Genomic DNA, 21,075 nt, shown 5'->3' on the forward strand with positions numbered 1-21,075 from the left:
TTTTTCAAAGAAACTTGACTTTCAGGCCCTTCCAACCTAGGTGTTCGCGCATCGATATTTGTTTGACGACCAGAGCTTCGGCGCCTTTTCTAAGGTGCACACGACGATCTTTCCTTCAAATTCGACCCAAGACCGCACTGCGCGCAGTGCAAATACAATTTGCCAACGGAAGGAAATCGTTATGGCGACTGGTACAGTAAAGTGGTTCAACGCAACCAAGGGCTACGGCTTCATTCAGCCTGACGACGGTTCGCAGGACGTATTCGTTCACATCTCCGCCGTTGAGCGCGCTGGTATGACCTCCCTCAACGACGGTCAGAAGCTCTCCTACGAGCTGACGCAGGACCGCCGCTCGGGCAAGATGTCCGCAGGCGAGCTCGTCGCTTCCTGATAAGCGGCTTGGCCTGAACGGGTCATTCGTATGAATATGAAAGGCCGGATTTTTCCGGCCTTTTTTCTTTTGGAAGGTGTACCGGGTCCGGCCGCTCTTGAAAAAGCTGCAGTGCATACCAATATAGGGTTCAACAGTGCTCCGCACGGAATTGTCAGGCTAGTGCTTTTAAAGTGCCGCTGTTGTTGCGTTAACCAAAGATTAACCAAAGCAGCCGATCCTGATCGTGAAAAGCAGCGTCGACTTTGTCGGCGCGCTCTGGAGCATCGGACCGTTTGAACGCTTTGACCACGGATGTACTGGCACTGACGAAAAACGGATGGAAAGGTCGGGCTTGCCCGGCCTTTTTGTTTTGAACCACCAAAATATAAGAGAACGGGGAGGCATCGGGTAACCGGCGCCTCCTTTCTTTTTGACTACTTCGCGGCCAGGGCGTCTAGAATGCGGATCCAGGAGCGGATGCCCTTGTGGAACGACTGCAGGTCATATTTTTCATTCGGCGAATGAATGCGGTCATCGGTAAGGCCGAAACCGACGAGCAGCGAATCCATGCCCAGCATCTTCTGGAAATCGCCGACGATGGGGATCGAGCCCCCCATGCCGATCACGACGGCAGGTTTGGGCCACTCTTCCGAAAGCGCGTTTTTCGCCTTCGTCAGCACTGGCGAATCATAGGAAAGCTGGATAGCCGGCGATGCACCATGCTCGTGAAATTCCACCGAGCAATCGGCTGGAATTTTGGAGCGGACATAGTTCCGGAAGCTCTCGCGAACCGCTTTCGGGTCTTGCTCTCCGACGAGACGGAAGGACACTTTAGCCGAGGCCTTTGCGGCGATAACCGTCTTGAAGCCGTCGCCGGTATAGCCGCCGATGATGCCGTTGACTTCCGCCGTTGGCCGCGCCCAGGTCTGCTCCAGCACGGAGCGGCCCTTTTCGCCCGATGGAATCGAGAGGCCGACTTCGCCGAGGAAGGCTTCGGCGGTGCGGCCCAACGTTTCCCAGGAAGCCTTGATGTTGGCGGGGGTTTCTTCCACGCCGTCATAGAAGCCGGCAAGTGTCACGCGGCCGGTCTCGTCATGCAGGCCGGCGAGAATATCGGTCAGGATGTGAATGGGATTTGCGGCCGCACCACCGAAAAGGCCCGAATGCAGGTCGCGGTCGGCCGCCGTGATTGTGATTTCCTCGCCGACCAGGCCGCGAAGGGCGGCGGCGATGGCGGGCGTATCGCGGTCCCACATGCTGGTATCGCATACCAGTGCATAATCGGCTTTCAGCTCATCGGCATTGGCGTCGAGGAACGGCTTCAGCGAGGGCGAACCGGATTCTTCCTCGCCCTCGAAAAGAATGGTGACGCGCACGGGCAGACTGCCATTGACCGCCTTGTAGGCCCGGCAGGCTTCCACGAAGGTCATCAGCTGACCCTTGTCATCAGCCGTTCCACGCCCGGTGATCACCTGCCGACCGCCGCCGATATCTTTCACGGCCGGTTCGAACGGATCGTTTTCCCAAAGATTGAGCGGATCGACCGGCTGCACGTCGTAATGGCCGTAGAAAAGCACATGCGGCGCATCTTTTGTCGCGGCGTCGTGATGCGCCACCACCATTGGATGACCGGCCGTATCGCGAACGGAAGCCGCAAAGCCCAGTGATTCAAGCGTTCTGACCAGCCATTCCGCCGCCTTGCGGCACTCCGCCTTGTAGGCGGGGTCCGTGGAAATGGACGGGATGCGCACCAGTTCGAACAATCGCTCCAGGCTGGAGGTGAGGTTGTCGTCGGCCGTGGAAAGAATGGGGGAAACGTCTGTCATCGCTGATCCTGTCATGTCTGTCGTAACCCGGCGATGGACGAAACATCCTGGTATCGCGCATCGCGTAGGAACAAGGGGCTGACGTGTCGTTGAATCGGCAAGCGCGCAGCCGCCGGAACGATAGAGCAGTTCAGGAAAAGTGCGAAGTGGTTTTCCGTCCTAAACTGCGCGGAAACAAAACCTTGGAGGCTGCAGGCGATAGAAGGCCAGGAGCAAAGAAAGCGTTTCGAGTTGTAAATGCTATTTCGCTTTTTTGGCGCGGTCGATCGCCCGGCGCATATATTCCAGCAGAAGCTGCTTTTCGAACCGGCGGAAATCCGCCAGCAGCGTATCTTCCGTGGCTTCGGAAGCGGCAATGGCGTTCGCCTCGAGATCCCTGCCGCGCTCGGTCAGTTCGATGATCTGCGCGCGGCGGTCGCTTGGGTGGGATTTGCGCACGATCAGCCCGTCGCGCTCCATGCGGGACAGCGTATTGGCAAGCGTCGCCTGCTCCACGTCGATTCTATCCAGCAATTGCCGTTGCGTCAGTCCCTCCTCATGCCACAGTTCGATGAGGATGGGGAATTGTCCAGGAGAAAACCCCAGCGCGGCGGCTCTCTTCTGGAGCGCCATGGTGAATTCCCTCGCCATTTTTGCGGCGAGATAGATCGCCGATTCGTCCCGGGAAAAACCCATTCATCAATCCGTCTGGCATCTGGTCGGCGCAATCGCGCAATTTCGATAGTGGGATATATATCGCATGATATGTTTATGCCAGTCAGAAGCCCGGCACAAATAAAAACCGCCATGGCCGGGAGGGGACGGCCATGGCGGTCATATAAGAGGACAAAGGCCCGGAGAGGGGGGAAAGGCCTTTGTCCGGTCTGATGCGGCGGGGGACGAGCCTACAATCAGACTACGGCGTGATCAGGCGCCGTCCCCTAAGAAATGTGTGTGCAAATGCGGCTTTTCAAGGGAAAATCTATTACAAATTCGTAAGGTTCACGCGAATTTCGCCGGTGCCTCCAGCGGCTTAGCCCCGTGCGCTTTGCGGTGCGTTGTTTGAACTTTCTGTGGACGTCAAAACGGCCCCGCGCTATCCATATCGCCATGAAAAAAGGCGATCATCTCTTCCTCGTTGACGGCTCCGGTTTCATTTTCCGGGCGTTCCATGCCATTCCCCCGCTGAACCGCAAGTCGGATGGGCTGCCGGTCAACGCCGTTTCCGGCTTCTGCAACATGTTGTGGAAGCTCCTGAAGGATGCGCGCAATACCGATGTCGGCGTCACGCCCACGCATTTTGCCGTGATTTTCGACTATTCGTCGAAAACCTTCCGCAACGAGCTGTACGATCTATACAAGGCCAACCGCACCGCACCGCCGGAAGATCTGGTGCCGCAGTTTGGCCTGATCCGCGAGGCGACACGGGCCTTCAACCTTCCCTGCATTGAGACGGAAGGCTTCGAGGCGGATGACATCATCGCCACTTACGCCCGTCAGGCGGAGGCGATTGGCGCCGATGTCACCATCATTTCTTCCGACAAGGATCTGATGCAGCTCGTCACGGCCAATGTGCATATGTACGACGCCATGAAGGACAAGCAGATCGGCGTTCCCGATGTCGTCGAAAAATGGGGTGTAGCCCCGGAAAAGATGATCGACCTTCAGGCGATGACCGGCGATTCCACCGATAATGTTCCTGGTATTCCTGGTATCGGGCCGAAGACGGCCGCGCAATTGCTGGAAGAATACGGCGATCTCGACACGCTGCTGGCGCGGGCAGGAGAAATCAAGCAGCAGAAACGCCGCGAGAATATCATCGCCAATGCCGATCTTGCCCGCCTTTCCAGACAGCTCGTGGCGCTCAGAACCGATGTGCCGCTGGAGCAGTCTCTGGAAGAACTGGTGCTCGAACCGCAGAACGGCCCGAAACTCATCGCTTTCCTGAAGGCGATGGAGTTCACGACGCTGACGCGCCGGGTAGCTGAAGCCACCGATAGCGATGCCTCGGCCATCGAAGCCGCCAATGTGCCGGTGCAATGGGGCGCTGATGCCCATGGACCAGACCTCGACGCCGCGCCTGCAGTTGCCGCAGCTGATGACAAGACCGCTGCGCCAGCGTCAACCACCGCTCCGGCACGGAAGGTGACAGGGGAGGGCAGTGCGCCCACCGATCTCGCCACGGCACGGCAGACGGTTTTCTCCGCCGCCAAGATCGACACGACCGCCTATACGACGATCAGGGATCTGGCGGAGCTGGATCGTTGGGTTGCCGCTGCCCGCGAAACAGGTGTCGTCGCCTTCGACACGGAAACGACCTCGCTCGACCCCATGCGGGCGGAACTCGTCGGTTTTTCGCTGGCGATTGCCGATAACGGCAAGGATGCCTCAGGCACCGATATCCGCGCTGCCTATGTGCCATTGACGCACAAGACCGGCTCCGGTGGCGATCTTTTCAGCGATGGCATCAGGCTTGCTGAAGGACAGGTGCCGTTTGCCGAGGCGCTGGCACGTTTAAAGGATCTTCTTGAGGACGAAGCCGTTCTGAAAATCGCGCAGAACCTCAAATATGACTACCTGCTGATGAAGCGCCACGGCGTCGTCATGCAGAGTTTCGACGATACCATGCTGATTTCCTACGTTCTTGAGGCGGGAAAAACCACGCATGGCATGGATACGCTTTCCGAACGCTGGCTCGGCCACACGCCGATCGCCTACAAGGACGTGGCGGGATCGGGCAAGTCGAGCATCACCTTCGATTTCGTCGATATTGACAAGGCGACCGCTTACGCCGCCGAAGACGCGGATGTCACCCTGCGGCTGTGGATGGTGCTGAAGCCCCGGCTTGCCGCAGAGCGGCTGACCAGTGTGTATGAGCGGCTGGAGCGCCCTCTGGTGCCTGTACTGGCACATATGGAGGAGCGTGGCATCACCGTGGACCGACAGATCCTGTCGCGTCTCTCCGGTGAACTCGCCCAGAAGGCGGCTGCTTTCGAAGAGGAAGTCTACCAACTGGCAGGCGAGCGTTTCAACATCGGATCGCCGAAGCAGCTCGGCGATATCCTGTTCGGCCGGATGGGCCTGCCTGGCGGCTCCAAGACCAAGACGGGCCAATGGTCCACATCGGCGCAGGTTCTCGAAGATTTGGCGGCGGAAGGTGCCGAATTACCGCGCAAGATCGTCGACTGGCGGCAGCTGACTAAGCTGAAATCGACCTATACGGATGCGCTTCCCGGATATGTCCATCCGCAGACGAAACGGGTGCACACGTCCTACGCGCTGGCCTCCACCACCACGGGGCGCCTGTCGTCCTCGGAGCCGAACCTTCAGAACATTCCGGTGCGCACGGCGGAAGGCCGCAAGATCCGCACGGCCTTCATCTCCACACCCGGACACAAGCTTCTTTCCGCCGATTACAGCCAGATCGAGCTACGTGTGCTTGCCCATGTCGCCGACATTCCGCAGCTTCGCAGCGCATTCGAAAACGGCATCGACATTCATGCGATGACCGCATCGGAAATGTTCGGGGTGCCGGTGGAAGGCATGCCGTCTGAAGTGCGCCGACGTGCCAAGGCTATCAACTTCGGCATCATCTACGGTATTTCCGCTTTCGGCCTTGCCAACCAGCTCAGCATCGCGCGCTCCGAAGCGGGCGAATATATCAAGAAATATTTCGAGCGTTTTCCTGGCATTCGCGATTACATGGAAGCGACCAAGGCTTTCGCCCGCGAGAACGGCTATGTCGAGACGATTTTCGGCCGCCGTGCGCATTATCCGGAAATCCGCTCCTCCAACCCTTCCATGAAGGCCTTCAACGAGCGTGCAGCCATCAACGCACCAATCCAGGGGTCTGCAGCCGATATCATTCGTCGTGCGATGGTCCGTATCGAGCCGGTGCTGGAGGCGGAAAAGCTTTCTGCCCGCATGCTGCTGCAGGTACATGACGAACTCATCTTCGAAGTCGAGGAAGGGGAAATCGAAAAGACCCTGCCCATCGTCGTCTCGGTGATGGAAAATGCAGCCATGCCGGCTATTTCCATGAGGGTTCCGCTCAAGGTGGATGCCCGCGCGGCCGATAACTGGGACGAGGCGCATTGACGGGAATTGACCGGCCATTGAGCGATTGGTGTCATTGATTTGTTGCGTGCGCAGATTAGGGGAAACGTCTCAAAAGGAGTTCCCCCAATGCACGCCCCGCTCATTTCAAAAGACCTGGAATCTTTTTCCGCTGCCAGCCACGATCAGCCGCCGCGCCATTTGGGTCGCCGCTATAATACGGATGGTGAATTCCTGCTCGAGCCGGGCAATACCGTGGTCTGCCATCTCGTTGAAGGGTCGAAAGCCGAAAGCGCAATCATCGGGACACGCCAGCGTCTTCTGGATATGCCCGAGGCATCGCAGCTCGCCTTCACGCCGGTTTCCAGCCTGCATATGACGGTATTTCAGGGCATTATCGAATATCGCCGTGCATTTCCCTACTGGCCGGAAGATATGCCACTCGATACTCCGATCGACACGATGACGGATTATTATTGCGATCGTCTGGCGGATTTTCCGGGCCTGCCTGGTTTCAATATGCAGGTGACTGGTCTCAAGCCGACGGGGCTGGTGCTGAAGGGTGCCAGCGCCGAAGACGACCGGATCATTGCGCTGTGGCGGGATACATTTGCCGAAGCTTTCGGTTATCGGCATCCCGATCACGACACCTACCAATTCCATATTACGCTGGCTTATGTCACGCGCTGGTTCGATCCGGAGTGCCTGCCGCGATGGCAGGCGATGCTGGATGAAGAGCTGGAAAAACTGCGTGCGGCAGCGCCGATAATCGAGATGCGCGCGCCAGCTTTCTGTGAATTCAGGGACATGAACCACTTTAGGGAACTCGTGGTTTTTGATAGGAAGTGAAGCATGATTTGCAAAGGCCTGCCGCCCGCCCGTCGCAGCAAACCGGCTTAATCGGAAAAAATGCGCGTCAGGGCTGGTCAAAGCCCGTTTGGGCATGTATAAGCGCGCCAAATTTCCGATATCGAGACACCCGACATTCGGCCTTTGGTTATGGCCGGTTACGTTGTTTCGCCGCTAAAGTGGAGTAACAAAAATGGCTGTACCAAAAAGAAAAACAAGCCCGTCCAAGCGCGGCATGCGCCGCTCGGCTGACGGTCTCAAGGCTTCGACCTACGTTGAAGACAAGAACTCCGGCGAACTGCGCCGTCCGCACCATATCGATCTGAAGACCGGTATGTATCGCGGTCGTCAGGTTCTGACGCCGAAGGAAAGCGCATAAGATTTCTGAAATAATCTTTACGGAAAACCGGCCCTCGTGGCCGGTTTTTTGTTTTTGGGCCGTTTAGCTGCTTTTTTCGGTTACTTGGAAAATCCGATCACTCCTCCTACACTCTGTTCGGGAGAGCAGGTCTGGTGCCTGCAACGGGGAGAGGCGCTTCGGTGAAATATCGCTGGATTTTATTGACGCTGCTCAGCCTCGGCCTCGGTTACGGCGCCGTGACCAAGGGCAGCGGCATCATTGCGGAAAGCTATTTCGGCGAAGTCTCCGATCAGGGCCGCACCACCCTCAGGCTGGCCGTCTCGGCTCTTGGCGGGCTTTTGAGCCGTTTCGAGCCGCTGCCCGCCCTGATCGCCGATCACGACGACATTGAGGAGCTTGTCGCGCATCCGCAGGATGAGGCGATGCGCCAGCGCGCCAATATCTATCTCAAATCCATCAATACATTGCTGGAATCCTCCGACATCTACATCATCACGCTGGACGGAGTGACCATCGCCGCCAGTAACTATGATGGACCCACGAGCTTCGTCGGTGAGAATTTCAGCTACCGTCCCTATTTTCAGGATGCCGCCAAGGGCTTCCCGTCGCGTTTCTTTGCGCTAGGCACCACCTCCCACAAGCGCGGTTATTATTTTTCCGCGCCTATTCTCTTCAACGAGGAGATCAAGGGCGTCATCGTCTTCAAGGTCGATATTGAAGGCATAGAGGCGTCGTTCGGCGATGGTGAAAACCGCATTCTCGTATCGGACCCGGAAGGCATCATCTTCATGACCGGAACGCCGCAGTGGCTTTATTCCGGCCTGATGCCGCTGACACCGGAAAGGCTTGCGCGCACGGCGGCATCCCGGCGTTACGCCAATGCCGACCTGAAGGAACTGCCGCTGAAAAACGGCAATTTCGGCTCTCATCAGTTGATGACGATCAGTCAGAACGACGGTGACAGGGAATATCTCGTCCTGTCGCAGCCGATGCCCGACGCGGGTTGGACGGTCAGCGTGCTGATGGATACCGGCTCACTCAGGACGCAGGTCAAGACGGCGATGATCGCGATCATCCTCTGCCTGTGTCTTGCCGCTGCCGTGGTCGCCGCCATGCTGCAAAGACGGCGGCGCCTGCGTGAACGCCTGACCCACCAGGCCGAAGCTCAGGCGGAGCTGGAGCGGCGTGTGGAGGAGCGCACAGCCGATCTGGCGCGGGTGAACCGTGAAATCGAACACGAAATCGCCGAGCGCCGCCAGACAGAGAAACAATTGCGCAAGATGCAGAATGACCTGGTTCAGGCGGGCAAGCTTGCAGCGCTCGGACAAATGTCGGCAGCACTTTCGCACGAGTTCAACCAGCCGCTCGCAGCCGCCAAGAATTATGCGGAAAACGCCTCTCTTCTCGTGGAACGTGGACGTCTAGAAGAGGTGACGGAAAACCTCAGGCGTATTTCGGGCCTTATCGATCGCATGGCTTCTATCAGCAGGCATCTGAGAAATTTTGCCCGCAAACCCAATGAGAAAATGGCTGCGGTCGCGCTCGATGCTGTCCTTCGCGATACGCTGGAAATTGTTGGAGCACGGCTGAAGGTCGCCAATGCGGTGTTGGATGTTGATCTTGGTCCGGTGCCGCTTGCGGTGAAGGCCGGGCCGGTGCGGCTGCAGCAGGTGCTGGTCAACATCATCTCCAATGCCGCCGATGCGGTGGAAGGGCGCGAGGATCGTCGCATCGCTTTGAAAGCCGTGCTGCACGGTCAGACGGTGTCGATTTTCATTCGTGACCGAGGTCCGGGCGTTCCTCCGGCGATTTCGGAGCGCATCTTCGATCCCTTCTTCACCACCAAGGGCGTGGGCCGTGGCCTGGGTCTCGGCCTTTCCATCACCTACAACATCATCAAGGATTTTGGCGGCCAGCTGCGTGTCAGAAACCATGAAGACGGCGGCGCGGAATTCGAGATCGAATTACCGGCAGCAGCCTATCGTGTGGAGGTGGCGGCGGAATGACCATGTCGCGGGTTCTGTTGATTGATGACGAGGAGGAACTGCGCTTTTCCACCGCGCAGGCGCTGGAACTTTCCGGTTTTGCGGTCACCATGCTGGCAAGCGCCGAACATGCGCTTGAACTCATCGGCTACAGCTTCGATGGCGTCGTGGTCAGCGATATCAGGATGCCCGGCATGGATGGCATGACGCTGCTGCAGAAGGTGCGGGAGCTTGACCCGGAAATACCTGTCATCCTGATGACGGGCCATGGCGATGTGCAGCTTGCCGTCAATGCCATGCGCAACGGTGCTTATGACTTCATCGAAAAGCCCTTCACCCCGCAATATCTCGCCGGCATCATAAAAAGAGCCAACGACCGGCGGGCACTGGTGCTGGAAAACCGCCGCCTGAAGGCGGTGGCGGGCAAGCATGACGATCTCGAAACGCGTCTGCCCGGCAGAACCCAGGTCATGGTCGATCTGCGCTACCGCATTCGCGCCATCGGCGCGACGGATGCCGATACGCTCATTGTCGGCGATACCGGTGCGGGCAAGGAAGTGGTGGCGCGCGCACTTCACGACATCAGCGCCAGAGCCAACCGGCCCTTTGTCGCCATCAATTGTGCCGCCCTTCCGCAAACGCTGATCGAAAGCGAGCTGTTCGGCCACGAGGCTGGCGCTTTTCCCGGCGCGCTGCGCCCGCGCTACGGCAAGTTCGAGCATGCCCGCGGCGGCACCATATTGCTGGACGAGATCGGCTCCATGCCCTTTGAATTGCAGGGCCGGTTCCTGCGCGTGTTGCAGGAACGGGTGATCACCCGTCTTGGCTCCAATGAAACAGTCGAGCTCGACGTCCGCTTCATCGCCACCAGCAAGGTCGATCTGGAGCAGGAAGTCGCGGCAGGGCGGTTCCGTGCCGATCTTCTTTACCGCCTGAACGTGGCGACGATTCTCGTGCCGTCCCTCTCGCAGCGCAGTGCCGACATACCGCTGCTTTTCCTCCATCTGGTGCGGGAGGCTGCTGCCCGTTACGGTCGGGAAGATACGGACGTTCCGCAGCATCTGCTCTCAGTCATTTCCCTGCGTGAGTGGCCGGGCAATGTCCGGGAATTGCGCAATGCGGCGGACCGTTTCGTTCTCGGTCTGGAAAGCGATGTCTCCGAAACCTCGCTGCCATTTGAGGGCGATGGCAAGGCGGCGCTTGCCGCAAGGGTCGCGGCATATGAAAAAAGCCTTATTGCGCGCGCGATCGCCGCCCACGGCGGAAATCTGAAATCCGTCTATGAGAGCCTCGGCATTTCACGCAAAACGCTCTACGAAAAAATGCAGAAATACGAGCTGCACCGGCACATGACCGAGGTGTGATGGGTGGATTTCCACCCATGGATGAGCCCGTATGGGTAGAAATCCACCCATTGCTGCCCATGATGGCGATAAAAGCGCGCCTTGCCGCAAGACCGCCGTTGCTGAACGGCAATCCCGGATCGCAAATGGCTCACCCCGGTCGCCATGGAGGAGCATGCGCGGCTGAAGTGGCGAACATTTTCATCCGGGAGGAATCGATGAAAATACTGAAGACAGTTACCGGCCTTGCTGCCGCCGCTGCCGTTTCCCTTTTTGCGCTTTCTGCATCCGCTCAGAACTACCCCGAGCGCAACATCACCATGGTCGTGCCCTTTGCCGCCGGTGGCCCGACAGATACGGTCGCGCGTCTTGTCGCTGAATCCATGTCGAAGGATCTCGGCCAGCAGATCATCGTCGAAAATGTCGGCGGCGCTGGTGGCACGCTGGGCGCCGGCCGCGTGGCGGCGTCGGATCCGGACGGTTACACCGTTCTGCTGCATCACATCGGCATGGCGACGAGCGCCACGCTTTATCGCAAGCTCGCCTATGACACCCTGAACGCTTTCGAATATGTCGGTCTGGTCACGGAAGTGCCGATGACCATTCTGTCGCGCAAGACGCTCGAAACCAAGGATCTCAAGGGTCTGATCGACTACGCCAAGGCGAACAAGGACAAGGTCACCGTTGCCAATGCCGGCATCGGTGCTGCTTCGCATCTGTGCGGCATGTTGTTCATGAGCGCTATCGAGACACCGCTGGTCACTGTTCCCTACAAGGGCACAGGCCCGGCCATGACCGACCTGCTCGGCGGACAGGTCGATATCATGTGCGACCAGACCACCAACACCACCAAGCAAATCCAGGGCGGGACCGTTAAAGCCTATGCCGTAACCTCTGCCAAGCGGCTCGACGTGCTGCCGGACGTACCGACAGTTGCCGAATCGGGCCTGCCGAAGCTTGAGGTGGGTATCTGGCACGGTATCTACACGCCGAAGGGTACACCGGCCGAGATCAACGAAAAGCTCTCCAAGTCGCTGCAGGTCGCGCTGAAGGACAAGAACGTGGCGGCCCGTTTTGCCGAACTCGGCACCACGCCTTCCCCGGAAGCCGATGCGACGCCCGCAGCGCTCAAGACCAAGCTTGAAAGCGAAATCGCCCGCTGGAAGCCTGTGATCGAGGGCGCCGGCCAATATGCCGACTGATGGTTGAAGCAATTGCCGGCGGCACCCTGCCGCCGGCTTCTTGCCGTCAATTTAACGCGCGGAACGGTGTGTGACCGGCCGCAGTGGAGGGGCATCTTTCATGAAGTCGTTTTTCATTGACCCTGCCGAGGCAGCCTGTGGGGCAATTTTCATCGGTTTTGGCGCTTTTTTCGCGTTGCAGTCTTTCGGGCTGGATATCGGAACCGCCTTCCGCATGGGGCCGGGTTATTTTCCGCTTGTTCTGGCAATCGTGCTGATCCTGCTTGGCGGGGTAATATTCATTCGCGCCACCCGTGTGCAGGGCGATGCCCTCGGTGCAATCGCCTGGCGGGGGATTTTTTTCATCCTGCCCGCGCCGATCTTTTTCGGTTTCACGGTCCGGGGGCTTGGTTTCGTACCGGCGCTTTTTTTCAGCGCCCTTATCGCAGCCTTCGCCTCGCACAAGATGAGCCCGCTCATGGCCGTCATTATTTCCGCCGCCATCACGGTCTTTTCCGTTGCTGTGTTCAATTATGGTCTCGGCCTGCCATTCCAGCGCTTCGGCCCCTGGCTTAAATTTTGAGGTGCCGCAATGGAATTGCTTGATAATCTTGCTCTCGGTTTCGTCACGGCCACGTCGCTGGCAAACCTGTTTTTCTGCCTGATTGGCGTGCTGCTCGGCACGCTGATTGGCGTGCTGCCGGGCATCGGCGCAACCGCAACCATCGCCATGCTGTTGCCGATCACCTTTCAGCTTGAGCCCGTCTCATCGCTCATCATGCTCGCAGGCATCTATTACGGCGCGCAATATGGCGGCTCCACCACGGCGATCCTCATCAACATGCCGGGGGAATCCTCATCCGCCGTGACCGCCATTGACGGCTACCAGATGGCGCGCAAGGGCAAGGCGGGTGCCGCACTTGCAATTGCCGCCATCGGCTCGTTTTTCGCCGGCACGGTTTCCACCTTTCTCGTGGCAGTCTTTGCACCGCCGTTGACGGCGATTGCGCTGGAATTCGGCGCGGCGGAATATTTCTCGCTGATGGTCGTCGGCCTTGTCTCATCCATCGCGCTTGCCCATGGTTCCATCGTCAAGGCGCTGGCCATGGTCGTGCTTGGCCTGCTGCTCGGTCTGGTCGGTACGGATATCTACAGCGGTGCGCCACGCTTCACTCTCGGCATCCGTGAATATGCCGATGGGCTGAATTTCGTTGCGGTGGCGGTGGGCGTATTCGGTATCGCCGAAATCCTGCGCAATCTCGAAAACGAGCGCACGCGCTCGGTGCTGATCGCCAAGGTCAGCAGCCTGATGCCGTCGAAGGAAGACTTCAAGGCCATGGTCGGCCCGGTGCTGCGCGGTACGGTCATCGGTTCGGCACTGGGTATCCTGCCCGGCGGCGGTGCAATTCTCGCTGCCTTCGCATCCTACACCGTCGAGAAACGCGTCTCCAAGCATCCTGAGGAGTTTGGACACGGTGCGGTCGCCGGTGTTGCCGGTCCGGAATCCGCCAATAATGCCGGTGCCCAGACATCGTTCATCCCGCTTCTGACGCTCGGTATTCCCGCAAACCCGGTGATGGCGCTGATGATCGGTGCTATGATCATTCAGGGCATCGTGCCCGGCCCGAACGTTGCGACCGAGCAGCCGGCGCTGTTCTGGGGCATCATCGCCTCGATGTGGATTGGCAATCTGATGCTCGTCATCCTCAACCTGCCCCTGATCGGGCTTTGGGTGAAGCTGCTGACGGTGCCTTATTACGTGCTTTTCCCCATCATCATGGCCTTCTGCGCCATCGGGGTTTACAGCGTCAATTCCAACGTCTTCGATCTCTACGCCGTCGCCTTCTTCGGCTTCATTGGTTATGTGCTCGTGAAGCTGCGCTGCGAGCCGGCGCCGCTGCTGCTGGGCTTCGTGCTTGGGCCACTGCTGGAGGAAAACCTGCGACGCGCCATGATCCTGTCACGTGGCGATCCGACGACCTTCGTCACCCGACCGATCAGCGCTACCCTGCTGTTTATTGCTCTGGCCGTGCTGATCATCGTCTTCCTGCCCAGCGTGAAGAAAAAGCGCGAAGAGGTTTTCGTAGAAGAAGACTGAGCAGGTCTCGAAATATTCGGAACGCCGGTGATGGAAATCTCGCCGGCGTTTCTGCGTTGATGGGATCGCTGTGAGGAATCCGGTTCACCGAAGCGGCATATGGTTGACTTGAAGCTTTTTAGGGCCAAGGAAGGGCGGGAAAGAGAGGTCGATATGACGTCGGAAACCGAAAAACGGATCATTGCGCTTGAGGAAACGATCGCGCATCAGGCCAAGACTATAGAGGAACTGTCCGACCAGCTGACGGAACAGTGGAAGGTGGTGGAACAGACCCGCGCCAAGCTCGACCGGTTGACGGAAAGGTTCCTGAGCCTCGAGGAGCAGTCGCTGGACGCGCCCGCAATCACCCGGCCGCCGCATTATTGATGAGGGAGACCCCATGACGAGCGACACAGCCGCACTTGCCGCCGAAATTGTGGATTTCTGGAAGAAGGCAGGACCGGACAAGTGGTTCGACAAGGACGCCGCCTTCGACGATCACTTTCATGACCGTTTCCGCGATGCCCATTTTGCTGCTGCAAGGCGCGAATTGGATGGCTGGCTGGACGGTGCGGAAAGCAGCCTCGCGCTGATGCTTCTGCTGGATCAGTTCCCGCGTAACTGCTTTCGCGAGACAGCGCATATGTATGCGACCGATCCGCTGGCACGCATGTTCGCCAGCGAGGCCATCCGTCGCGGCCACGATCAGGCGGTGACCGAGGATTTGCGGGTCTTTTTCTATCTGCCCTTTTCCCATTCGGAAAGCATCGAGGATCAGGAGCGTGCCTGCACGCTCAACCGGCCGCTTGGCGGGCTTTATCTCCACCATGCCGAAGAGCATCACGATATCGTCGCGCGTTTTGGCCGCTTTCCGCATCGCAACGACATATTGCTGCGGGAAACGACGCCGGAGGAACGGCAATATCTTGATGCGGGCGGTTTTACTGGCTGATTTCAACGAAAAACGCCGCCAGTCCCGAAAGACGGCGGCGCTTTTTTTGGTGGGTAACGGCCGCAGATCAGCCGTCGAAGAATTCCTTCATCCGGGCAAAGAAGCCGGTCGATTCCGGATTATTCTCCTGGGACGAGAGTTGCTCGAACTCCTGCAACAGCTCGCGCTGGCGCTTGCTGAGCTTCTGCGGTGTCTCGATCTGGATCTGGATGTAGAGATCGCCAGTCTGCGCCGAACGCAGCACCGGCATGCCCTTGCCCTTCAGGCGGAACTGCTTGCCTGGCTGGGTGCCTTCCGGAACCGTCACGCGAGACTTCGTGCCGTCGAGCGTCGTCACATCGAAGGTGCCGCCAAGAGCGGCCGTCGTCATGGAGATCGGCACGGTGCAATAGAGATCGGCACCGTCGCGCTGGAAGAACTCATGCGGACGCACGGACAGGAAGATGTAGAGATCGCCCGCCGGGCCTCCACGCATGCCGGCTTCGCCTTCGCCCTGCAGGCGAATGCGGGTGCCATCCTCGATACCCGAGGGAATGTTGACCGAAAGCGAACGCTCTTCCGTCACGCGGCCCTGGCCGTGGCACTTGCTGCACGGATCGGAAATCGTCTGTCCACGCCCGTGGCAGGTGGGGCAGGTGCGTTCTACCGAGAAGAAGCCCTGGGCTGCGCGCACGCGGCCGGAACCCTGACAGGTGCCGCAGGTTTTGGGTTGCGTGCCGGGTTTTGCGCCGGAACCGGAACAGACATCGCAGGTTATCGAGGTTGGAACCCTGATCTGCGCCGTCTTGCCGGCAAAGGCTTCTTCCAGCGTGATTTCCATGTTGTAGCGAAGGTCGGCGCCGCGCTCGCGACCGCCGGAAGAGCGGCGTGCGCGTCCGCCGCCCATCATCTCGCCGAAGATGTCTTCGAAGATATCCGAGAAGCCGCCATTGGCGAAACCGCCGCCGCCCATACCACCGCCGCCCATGCCGCCATTTTCAAAGGCGGCGTGGCCAAAACGGTCATAGGCCGCGCGTTTTTGCGGGTCCTTCAGCGTTTCATAGGCTTCGTTGATTTCCTTGAACTTCCGTTCGGAATCAGCATCATCCGGGTTCTTGTCCGGATGGTATTTCATCGCGAGTTTGCGGAAGGCGCTTTTCAGCTCTTTTTCGTCCGCGGTCTTGCTGACGCCGAGTGTTTCGTAAAAGTCTGCTTTCGCCATTAAGATAACAAGCCTCGCAAATGGATTTCCGGCTGCACTTCGGCAGCCGGATGTCTTGCATGTATCGACAGGAGACGGGAAGTCACGCGATTATGCGGACTTCTTGTCGTCCTTGATTTCCTCATAGTCGGCGTCGACGACGTCGTCCTTGCCGCCTTCTCCGTTAGCGCCGGCTTCAGCCTGCTGCGCTTCGTAGATGGCCTGACCGAGCTTCATGGAAACCTCCATGAGGGTCTGGGTCTTTGCCTGAATGTCGTCGGCATCCGGTTCGGAAGCCTCAACGGCCGTCTTCAGGCTGGCAATGGCGTCTTCGATGGCCTTGCGGTCGGTTTCGGAAACCTTGTCGCCATATTCCTTCACCGATTTCTCGGTGGAGTGAACGAGGCTTTCGGCTTGGTTCTTGGCTTCCACACCCGCACGACGCTTCTTGTCGGCTTCGGCGTTGGCTTCAGCGTCCTTGACCATCTTCTCGATGTCGGCGTCGGAAAGACCACCGGAAGCCTGGATACGGATCTGCTGTTCCTTGCCGGTGCCCTTGTCTTTCGCCGAAACCTGCACGATGCCGTTGGCGTCGATATCGAAGGTCACTTCGATCTGCGGAACGCCGCGGGGTGCCGGCGGCAGGCCGACGAGGTCGAACTGGCCGAGCAGCTTGTTATCCTGTGCCATTTCGCGCTCGCCCTGCGAGACACGGATCGTCACAGCCGACTGGCTGTCTTCGGCGGTCGAGAAGGTCTGGCTCTTCTTCGTCGGGATCGTCGTGTTGCGATCGATCAGACGGGTGAAGACGCCACCCAGCGTTTCGATGCCGAGCGACAGCGGCGTCACGTCGAGAAGCAGAACGTCCTTGACGTCGCCCTGCAGAACGCCGGCCTGAATGGCGGCGCCCATGGCAACCACTTCATCAGGGTTCACGCCCTTGTGCGGCTCCTTGCCGAACAGCTGCTTGACGACTTCCTGCACCTTCGGCATGCGGCTCATGCCACCAACGAGAACGACTTCGTCGATCTCGGCAGCGGTAACGCCGGCATCCTTGAGGGCAGCCTTGCAAGGGGCGACGGTGCGCTGCACCAGATCGTCCACCAGGCTTTCGAACTTGGCGCGGGTCAGCTTCAGCGTCAGGTGCTTCGGACCGGAAGCATCAGCCGTGATGAACGGCAGGTTGATTTCGGTCTGCTGCGAGGACGAAAGTTCGATCTTGGCCTTTTCGGCAGCTTCCTTGAGGCGCTGCAGAGCGAGCTTGTCGTTCTTCAGGTCGATGCCCTGATCCTTCTTGAACTCGCCGGCCAGATATTCGACCAGACGCATGTCGAAGTCTTCACCGCCGAGGAAGGTATCGCCGTTGGTGGACTTCACTTCGAAAACGCCGTCGCCGATTTCCAGAACGGAAATATCGAAGGTGCCGCCGCCAAGGTCGTAAACGGCGATGGTCTTGCCGTCCTTCTTGTCGAGGCCGTAAGCGAGGGCTGCTGCCGTCGGCTCGTTTATGATGCGCAGGACGTCCAGACCGGCGATGCGGCCGGCATCCTTGGTGGCCTGGCGCTGGGCGTCGTTAAAGTATGCCGGAACGGTGATGACGGCCTTCTCGACCTTTTCGCCGAGATAGGATTCAGCCGTTTCCTTCATCTTCTGAAGGATCATCGCGGAAATCTGCGAAGGGGAATAGTTCTTGTCCTGAGCCTTCACCCATGCGTCGCCATTGTCGCCCTTGACGATTTCAAAGGGAACGAGAGCCTTGTCCTTTTCGACGGTCGGGTCTTCATAACGGCGACCGATGAGGCGCTTGACCGCAAACAGGGTGTTGGTCGGGTTGGTGACCGCCTGGCGCTTGGCCGGCTGGCCGACAAGGCGTTCGCCATCGTCGGAAAATGCCACCATGGATGGCGTAGTGCGCGCGCCTTCCGCGTTTTCAATAACTTTCGTGTCCTTGCCGTCCATCACTGCAACGCAGGAATTGGTTGTGCCAAGGTCGATACCGATTACTTTTGCCATGCTCTTCTCTCCTTGAAGCGAGCTGTCGGAACCCCGTGAGGCATTCCATGGACAACTCCTTGACTTGGATTTGCAGTATTCGCTGCTGTTATGCGGCGTATATAAGGAGCGATTTTTCCTGCTGCAAGGCGCAAGAGAGGGTGAAGCGCTGCAAAAAAGCGGATGAAACCCCTGTCTGTGTAGAAGCATAGCCATCAAGGCTTGCAGAAGGGCAAAAACGTGACTTTGACTGCCACGGTCATGGCGATGCGGAGGCGCGTTTATAAAGTCATTGAGGTGAGGTGAAATGGCGGACAGGGTGGGATTCGAACCCACGGTACGCTTTCACGCACACACGCGTTCCAGGCGTGCGCCTTAAACCACTCGGCCACCTGTCCTTTTTTCAAATCTGCATGTTTTGAGGAATGCAAATCACTGGAACGGCGCGATATATACCGATGAATTCGCTGGGATCAACACGAATCTGACAGTTTTTTGAATTGTCGGCAATTTCCTGCCTTCCGATGCGATTGCAAACCGGTTTTCCCGCCTTTATCGATGCAATATATCTTTCAAAACATGGCTGTCGAAACGACGGGCCGCAACCGAGGTATCCTGATGAAAGCTTTTTTGCGGTTTTTGAGCTTTCTTCTTCTCATTGCAGCTGTTTTTCTTGGCGTACTCGATTCGATCCGCTCGGTTTCCACATCCTCGGTCAATATCACCGGCATCCTGTCCGTCTGGAACTATCTTCTTCCTGCCTCGCGCACCATGGTGGAAACGGCCTTGGCTCACTATATTCACCCTGAAGCGTGGCGCTTCATTGAAAATGCCCTGTCGGGACTGCCGGCATTTGCTTTTTTCCTCGCGCTATCCCTGCTTTGCTGGATGGCCGGTTACAGGAAGCGCAAAGTGATGAGGCGTTCGTCAGTATGAATTTATCAACTGACAGCGCGCGCGCCCCGCAGATGTGAACCCTGAGAAGCGGCATAATCGGCCGCACGGAGGACCGAATGTTCCTGTTCGATACGCTTTCAAAAAAGACGACGATGCCGACCGAAGAGACGGCTTTGCCCGGCCGTGAAGAGGCGCTTGCCGTGCCCGAGACCCATTTCGTCAATGGCCGGCCCTTGAAGGGGCCTTATCCCGATGGTTTGGAAATCATCTATCTGGGTATGGGTTGCTTCTGGGGTGCGGAGCGCCTGTTCTGGCAGACGCCGGGTGTGTGGGTGACGGCGGTGGGTTATGCCGGCGGTTTTACCCGCAATCCCACCTATCAGGAGACGACGACGGGCCAGACGGGCCACGCCGAAGTGGTCAAGGTCGTCTACGATCCGGCCGTCATCTCGCTGTCAGGCCTGCTTAAGATATTCTTCGAGGAGCATGATCCGACGCAAGGGATGCGGCAGGGCAACGACGTCGGCACGACCTATCGTTCCGCCATCTATGCCAATACCGAAGGCCAGTTGCAGCAGGCGCAGAAGGCGCGCGACACTTTTCAGCAGGCTTTGGACGAGGCGGGGCATGGCCGCGCCATCACCACCGAAATTGGACCGCTTGAAACATTTTATTACGCGGAAGACTATCACCAGCAATATCTTGCCAAGAATCCGGGCGGCTACTGCGGCCTCAGGGGAACCGGCGTAAGCTGCAATATCGGCTAGATTTTTTGCACGTTGCCCAGGTGGAAAGACCAAAAAAACGCCAGAATAAAGTTTTTCCACCGGGTCAAAAAAACCGGATGAATTTTTCATTGAGCCATGCAAGGATATGAGCCAAGCACAGCCGGGATAATGGCTGGCGGTTCCGCAGACATTCCCGGTTAACGGGTTTGCGGGAGGACCCTTAAAATATCAATTGCAACAACAGGGCTGCACAATGAAAAAATCCCTTCTGACGCTTTTTGCGCTCGCCGCCATGTCGGCTTCCGCGCTTGCTGCCGATATCAAGCCGGCATTGGTTTATGGTACGGGCGGCAAGTTCGACAAGTCGTTCAACGAAGCCGCCGCGGCTGGCGCTGAGAAGTTCAAGGCAGAAACGGGCATCGAGTTCCGCGATTTTGAACCGACCAGCGATACGCAGGGCGAGCAGGCTATCCGCAACTTCGCCAGCAAGGGCTTTAACCCGGTTGTTGCCGTGTCCTTCGCCTGGACGTCGGCCATGGAAAAGGTTGCAGCCGAATTCCCTGACACCAAGTTCGTCATCGTCGATTCCGTCGTCGAGCTGCCGAATGTCCGCTCGGTCGTCTACAAGGAGCACGAAGGCTCTTATCTCGTCGGTCTTCTGGCAGGCATGGCCTCCAAGACCGGTAAGGTCGGCTTCATCGGCGGCATGGATATTCCGCTGATCCGTAAATTCGCCTGTGGTTATGCGCAGGGCGCCAAGGCTGCCAACGACAAGATCGAAGTCTTCCAGAACATGACCGGCACCACGGGTGCGGCCTGGAATGATCCGGTGCGCGGTGGCGAACTGACCAAGAACCAGATCGACCAGGGCGCTGACGTGATCTACGCGGCAGCCGGTGCGACCGGTATCGGCGTGTTGCAGACCGCTGCCGACAACAAGAAATTCTCGATCGGCGTCGATTCCAACCAGAACCACCTGCACCCCGGCTCGGTTCTGACCTCGATGGTCAAGCGCGTCGATCTGGCTGTCTACAACGCCTACAAGGATGCCAAGGACGACAAGTTCACCCCCGGCATCGTTGCTCTCGGCGTCAAGGAAGACGGCGTTGCCTATGCTCTCGACGACAACAACAAGGCCCTGATCACGCCGGAAATGACCGCCGCCGTGGACAAGGCGAAGGCCGACATCATTGCCGGCACCATCAAGGTTCATGACTACATGGCGGACAATTCCTGCCCGAAATGATATGATATGTGTCTGGGGCGCATGGTGATTTTTCACCTTGCGCCCTTTTC

The 21,075-nt window shown here is 58.3% G+C and carries 18 protein-coding genes and 1 tRNA gene; 14 read left to right on the forward strand and 5 right to left on the reverse strand.

What is annotated here, in order from left to right; all coding sequences use genetic code 11:
• Nucleotides 1-181 precede the first annotated feature (181 nt).
• A complete protein-coding gene (locus QE432_RS13685) occupies nucleotides 182-391 on the forward strand; it encodes a cold-shock protein (protein WP_003514335.1) in 210 nt (69 codons plus the stop codon).
• Nucleotides 392-807: 416 nt separating this feature from the next.
• Here QE432_RS13685 and QE432_RS13690 read toward each other — a convergent pair whose 3' ends face one another.
• Entirely contained in the window at nucleotides 808-2,199 is a 1,392-nt protein-coding gene (locus QE432_RS13690) for a dipeptidase (RefSeq protein ID WP_003514337.1), read from the reverse strand.
• A 240-nt stretch (nucleotides 2,200-2,439) separates the two neighbouring features.
• Nucleotides 2,440-2,874 (reverse strand): MarR family winged helix-turn-helix transcriptional regulator, encoded by a 435-nt coding sequence (locus tag QE432_RS13695; protein ID WP_111804233.1) that lies wholly within the window; start codon nucleotides 2,872-2,874, stop codon nucleotides 2,440-2,442.
• A gap of 414 nt (nucleotides 2,875-3,288) precedes the next feature.
• Here QE432_RS13695 and polA point away from each other — a divergent pair, with 414 nt between their 5' ends.
• The 10 genes from polA to QE432_RS13745 all read left to right on the forward strand — a co-directional run bounded on the left by polA (nucleotide 3,289) and on the right by QE432_RS13745 (nucleotide 14,982).
• Nucleotides 3,289-6,276 (forward strand): DNA polymerase I, encoded by a 2,988-nt coding sequence (polA, locus tag QE432_RS13700; protein ID WP_306624610.1) that lies wholly within the window; start codon nucleotides 3,289-3,291, stop codon nucleotides 6,274-6,276.
• 87 nt (nucleotides 6,277-6,363) lie between these two features.
• Nucleotides 6,364-7,083 carry a DUF1868 domain-containing protein gene (locus QE432_RS13705; RefSeq protein WP_306624612.1) on the forward strand — a complete coding sequence of 240 codons (720 nt, stop codon included), beginning with the start codon at nucleotides 6,364-6,366 and terminating at the stop codon, nucleotides 7,081-7,083.
• 193 nt (nucleotides 7,084-7,276) lie between these two features.
• Complete coding sequence (gene rpmF / locus QE432_RS13710; protein ID WP_003514347.1) at nucleotides 7,277-7,462, forward strand: 50S ribosomal protein L32; 186 nt, start codon at nucleotides 7,277-7,279, stop codon at nucleotides 7,460-7,462.
• A 161-nt stretch (nucleotides 7,463-7,623) separates the two neighbouring features.
• On the forward strand, nucleotides 7,624-9,450 hold the full coding sequence (locus QE432_RS13715; protein WP_003514349.1) for a sensor histidine kinase: 1,827 nt from the start codon (nucleotides 7,624-7,626) through the stop codon (nucleotides 9,448-9,450).
• Nucleotides 9,447-10,793, forward strand: a complete 1,347-nt coding sequence (locus QE432_RS13720) for a sigma-54-dependent transcriptional regulator (RefSeq protein WP_019564551.1) — start codon at nucleotides 9,447-9,449, stop codon at nucleotides 10,791-10,793. Before QE432_RS13715 ends, QE432_RS13720 begins: the two co-directional genes overlap by 4 nt.
• Before the next feature lie 197 nt (nucleotides 10,794-10,990).
• Nucleotides 10,991-11,974, forward strand: a complete 984-nt coding sequence (locus QE432_RS13725; protein ID WP_026330668.1) for a tripartite tricarboxylate transporter substrate-binding protein — start codon at nucleotides 10,991-10,993, stop codon at nucleotides 11,972-11,974.
• A gap of 100 nt (nucleotides 11,975-12,074) precedes the next feature.
• The gene (locus tag QE432_RS13730; protein WP_003514354.1) at nucleotides 12,075-12,536 is read left to right on the forward strand and encodes a tripartite tricarboxylate transporter TctB family protein; all 462 of its coding nucleotides are present in this window, start codon (nucleotides 12,075-12,077) and stop codon (nucleotides 12,534-12,536) included.
• A gap of 9 nt (nucleotides 12,537-12,545) precedes the next feature.
• Complete coding sequence (locus tag QE432_RS13735; RefSeq protein WP_013635241.1) at nucleotides 12,546-14,051, forward strand: tripartite tricarboxylate transporter permease; 1,506 nt, start codon at nucleotides 12,546-12,548, stop codon at nucleotides 14,049-14,051.
• A 153-nt stretch (nucleotides 14,052-14,204) separates the two neighbouring features.
• On the forward strand, nucleotides 14,205-14,417 hold the full coding sequence (locus tag QE432_RS13740) for a SlyX family protein (RefSeq protein WP_013635242.1): 213 nt from the start codon (nucleotides 14,205-14,207) through the stop codon (nucleotides 14,415-14,417).
• A 13-nt stretch (nucleotides 14,418-14,430) separates the two neighbouring features.
• Entirely contained in the window at nucleotides 14,431-14,982 is a 552-nt protein-coding gene (locus QE432_RS13745; RefSeq protein ID WP_306624621.1) for a DUF924 family protein, read from the forward strand.
• 67 nt (nucleotides 14,983-15,049) lie between these two features.
• On the opposite strand, the gene dnaJ is transcribed toward QE432_RS13745, so the two are convergent.
• The 3 genes from dnaJ to QE432_RS13760 all read right to left on the reverse strand — a co-directional run bounded on the left by dnaJ (nucleotide 15,050) and on the right by QE432_RS13760 (nucleotide 18,552).
• A complete protein-coding gene (dnaJ, locus tag QE432_RS13750; protein ID WP_003514371.1) occupies nucleotides 15,050-16,183 on the reverse strand; it encodes a molecular chaperone DnaJ in 1,134 nt (377 codons plus the stop codon).
• A gap of 90 nt (nucleotides 16,184-16,273) precedes the next feature.
• Nucleotides 16,274-18,175: a molecular chaperone DnaK gene (dnaK, locus tag QE432_RS13755; protein ID WP_003514373.1), complete on the reverse strand. Its 1,902-nt coding sequence runs from the start codon at nucleotides 18,173-18,175 to the stop codon at nucleotides 16,274-16,276.
• A gap of 287 nt (nucleotides 18,176-18,462) precedes the next feature.
• Nucleotides 18,463-18,552 (reverse strand) — tRNA-Ser (locus QE432_RS13760).
• A gap of 220 nt (nucleotides 18,553-18,772) precedes the next feature.
• On the opposite strand from QE432_RS13760, the gene QE432_RS13765 reads away from it, so the two are divergent.
• From QE432_RS13765 to QE432_RS13775, 3 genes are all read left to right on the forward strand, one after another.
• On the forward strand, nucleotides 18,773-19,090 hold the full coding sequence (locus QE432_RS13765; RefSeq protein ID WP_013635245.1) for a hypothetical protein: 318 nt from the start codon (nucleotides 18,773-18,775) through the stop codon (nucleotides 19,088-19,090).
• 77 nt (nucleotides 19,091-19,167) lie between these two features.
• Nucleotides 19,168-19,818, forward strand: coding sequence for a peptide-methionine (S)-S-oxide reductase MsrA (gene msrA / locus QE432_RS13770; protein WP_065659749.1), 651 nt, complete (start codon nucleotides 19,168-19,170; stop codon nucleotides 19,816-19,818).
• 214 nt (nucleotides 19,819-20,032) lie between these two features.
• Nucleotides 20,033-21,025: a BMP family lipoprotein gene (locus QE432_RS13775; protein ID WP_003514392.1), complete on the forward strand. Its 993-nt coding sequence runs from the start codon at nucleotides 20,033-20,035 to the stop codon at nucleotides 21,023-21,025.
• Nucleotides 21,026-21,075 lie beyond the last annotated feature (50 nt).

This window comes from Agrobacterium sp. SORGH_AS_0745, assembly GCF_030818995.1.
In the GTDB taxonomy this organism is placed as follows: domain Bacteria; phylum Pseudomonadota; class Alphaproteobacteria; order Rhizobiales; family Rhizobiaceae; genus Agrobacterium; species Agrobacterium tumefaciens.

Excerpts from the sequence above, each read along its gene's own strand:
- dnaJ (WP_003514371.1), bottom strand. The coding sequence starts at position 16,183 with ATGGCGAAAGCAGACTTTTACGAAACACTCGGCGTCAGCAAGACCGCG.
- QE432_RS13740 (WP_013635242.1), top strand. The coding sequence starts at position 14,205 with ATGACGTCGGAAACCGAAAAACGGATCATTGCGCTTGAGGAAACGATC.
- QE432_RS13720 (WP_019564551.1), top strand. The coding sequence starts at position 9,447 with ATGACCATGTCGCGGGTTCTGTTGATTGATGACGAGGAGGAACTGCGC.
- QE432_RS13735 (WP_013635241.1), top strand. The coding sequence starts at position 12,546 with ATGGAATTGCTTGATAATCTTGCTCTCGGTTTCGTCACGGCCACGTCG.
- QE432_RS13705 (WP_306624612.1), top strand. The coding sequence starts at position 6,364 with ATGCACGCCCCGCTCATTTCAAAAGACCTGGAATCTTTTTCCGCTGCC.
- QE432_RS13775 (WP_003514392.1), top strand. The coding sequence starts at position 20,033 with ATGAAAAAATCCCTTCTGACGCTTTTTGCGCTCGCCGCCATGTCGGCT.
- msrA (WP_065659749.1), top strand. The coding sequence starts at position 19,168 with ATGTTCCTGTTCGATACGCTTTCAAAAAAGACGACGATGCCGACCGAA.
- dnaK (WP_003514373.1), bottom strand. The coding sequence starts at position 18,175 with ATGGCAAAAGTAATCGGTATCGACCTTGGCACAACCAATTCCTGCGTT.
- QE432_RS13730 (WP_003514354.1), top strand. The coding sequence starts at position 12,075 with ATGAAGTCGTTTTTCATTGACCCTGCCGAGGCAGCCTGTGGGGCAATT.
- QE432_RS13745 (WP_306624621.1), top strand. The coding sequence starts at position 14,431 with ATGACGAGCGACACAGCCGCACTTGCCGCCGAAATTGTGGATTTCTGG.
- QE432_RS13765 (WP_013635245.1), top strand. The coding sequence starts at position 18,773 with ATGAAAGCTTTTTTGCGGTTTTTGAGCTTTCTTCTTCTCATTGCAGCT.
- rpmF (WP_003514347.1), top strand. The coding sequence starts at position 7,277 with ATGGCTGTACCAAAAAGAAAAACAAGCCCGTCCAAGCGCGGCATGCGC.
- QE432_RS13685 (WP_003514335.1), top strand. The coding sequence starts at position 182 with ATGGCGACTGGTACAGTAAAGTGGTTCAACGCAACCAAGGGCTACGGC.
- polA (WP_306624610.1), top strand. The coding sequence starts at position 3,289 with ATGAAAAAAGGCGATCATCTCTTCCTCGTTGACGGCTCCGGTTTCATT.
- QE432_RS13725 (WP_026330668.1), top strand. The coding sequence starts at position 10,991 with ATGAAAATACTGAAGACAGTTACCGGCCTTGCTGCCGCCGCTGCCGTT.
- QE432_RS13695 (WP_111804233.1), bottom strand. The coding sequence starts at position 2,874 with ATGGGTTTTTCCCGGGACGAATCGGCGATCTATCTCGCCGCAAAAATG.
- QE432_RS13690 (WP_003514337.1), bottom strand. The coding sequence starts at position 2,199 with ATGACAGACGTTTCCCCCATTCTTTCCACGGCCGACGACAACCTCACC.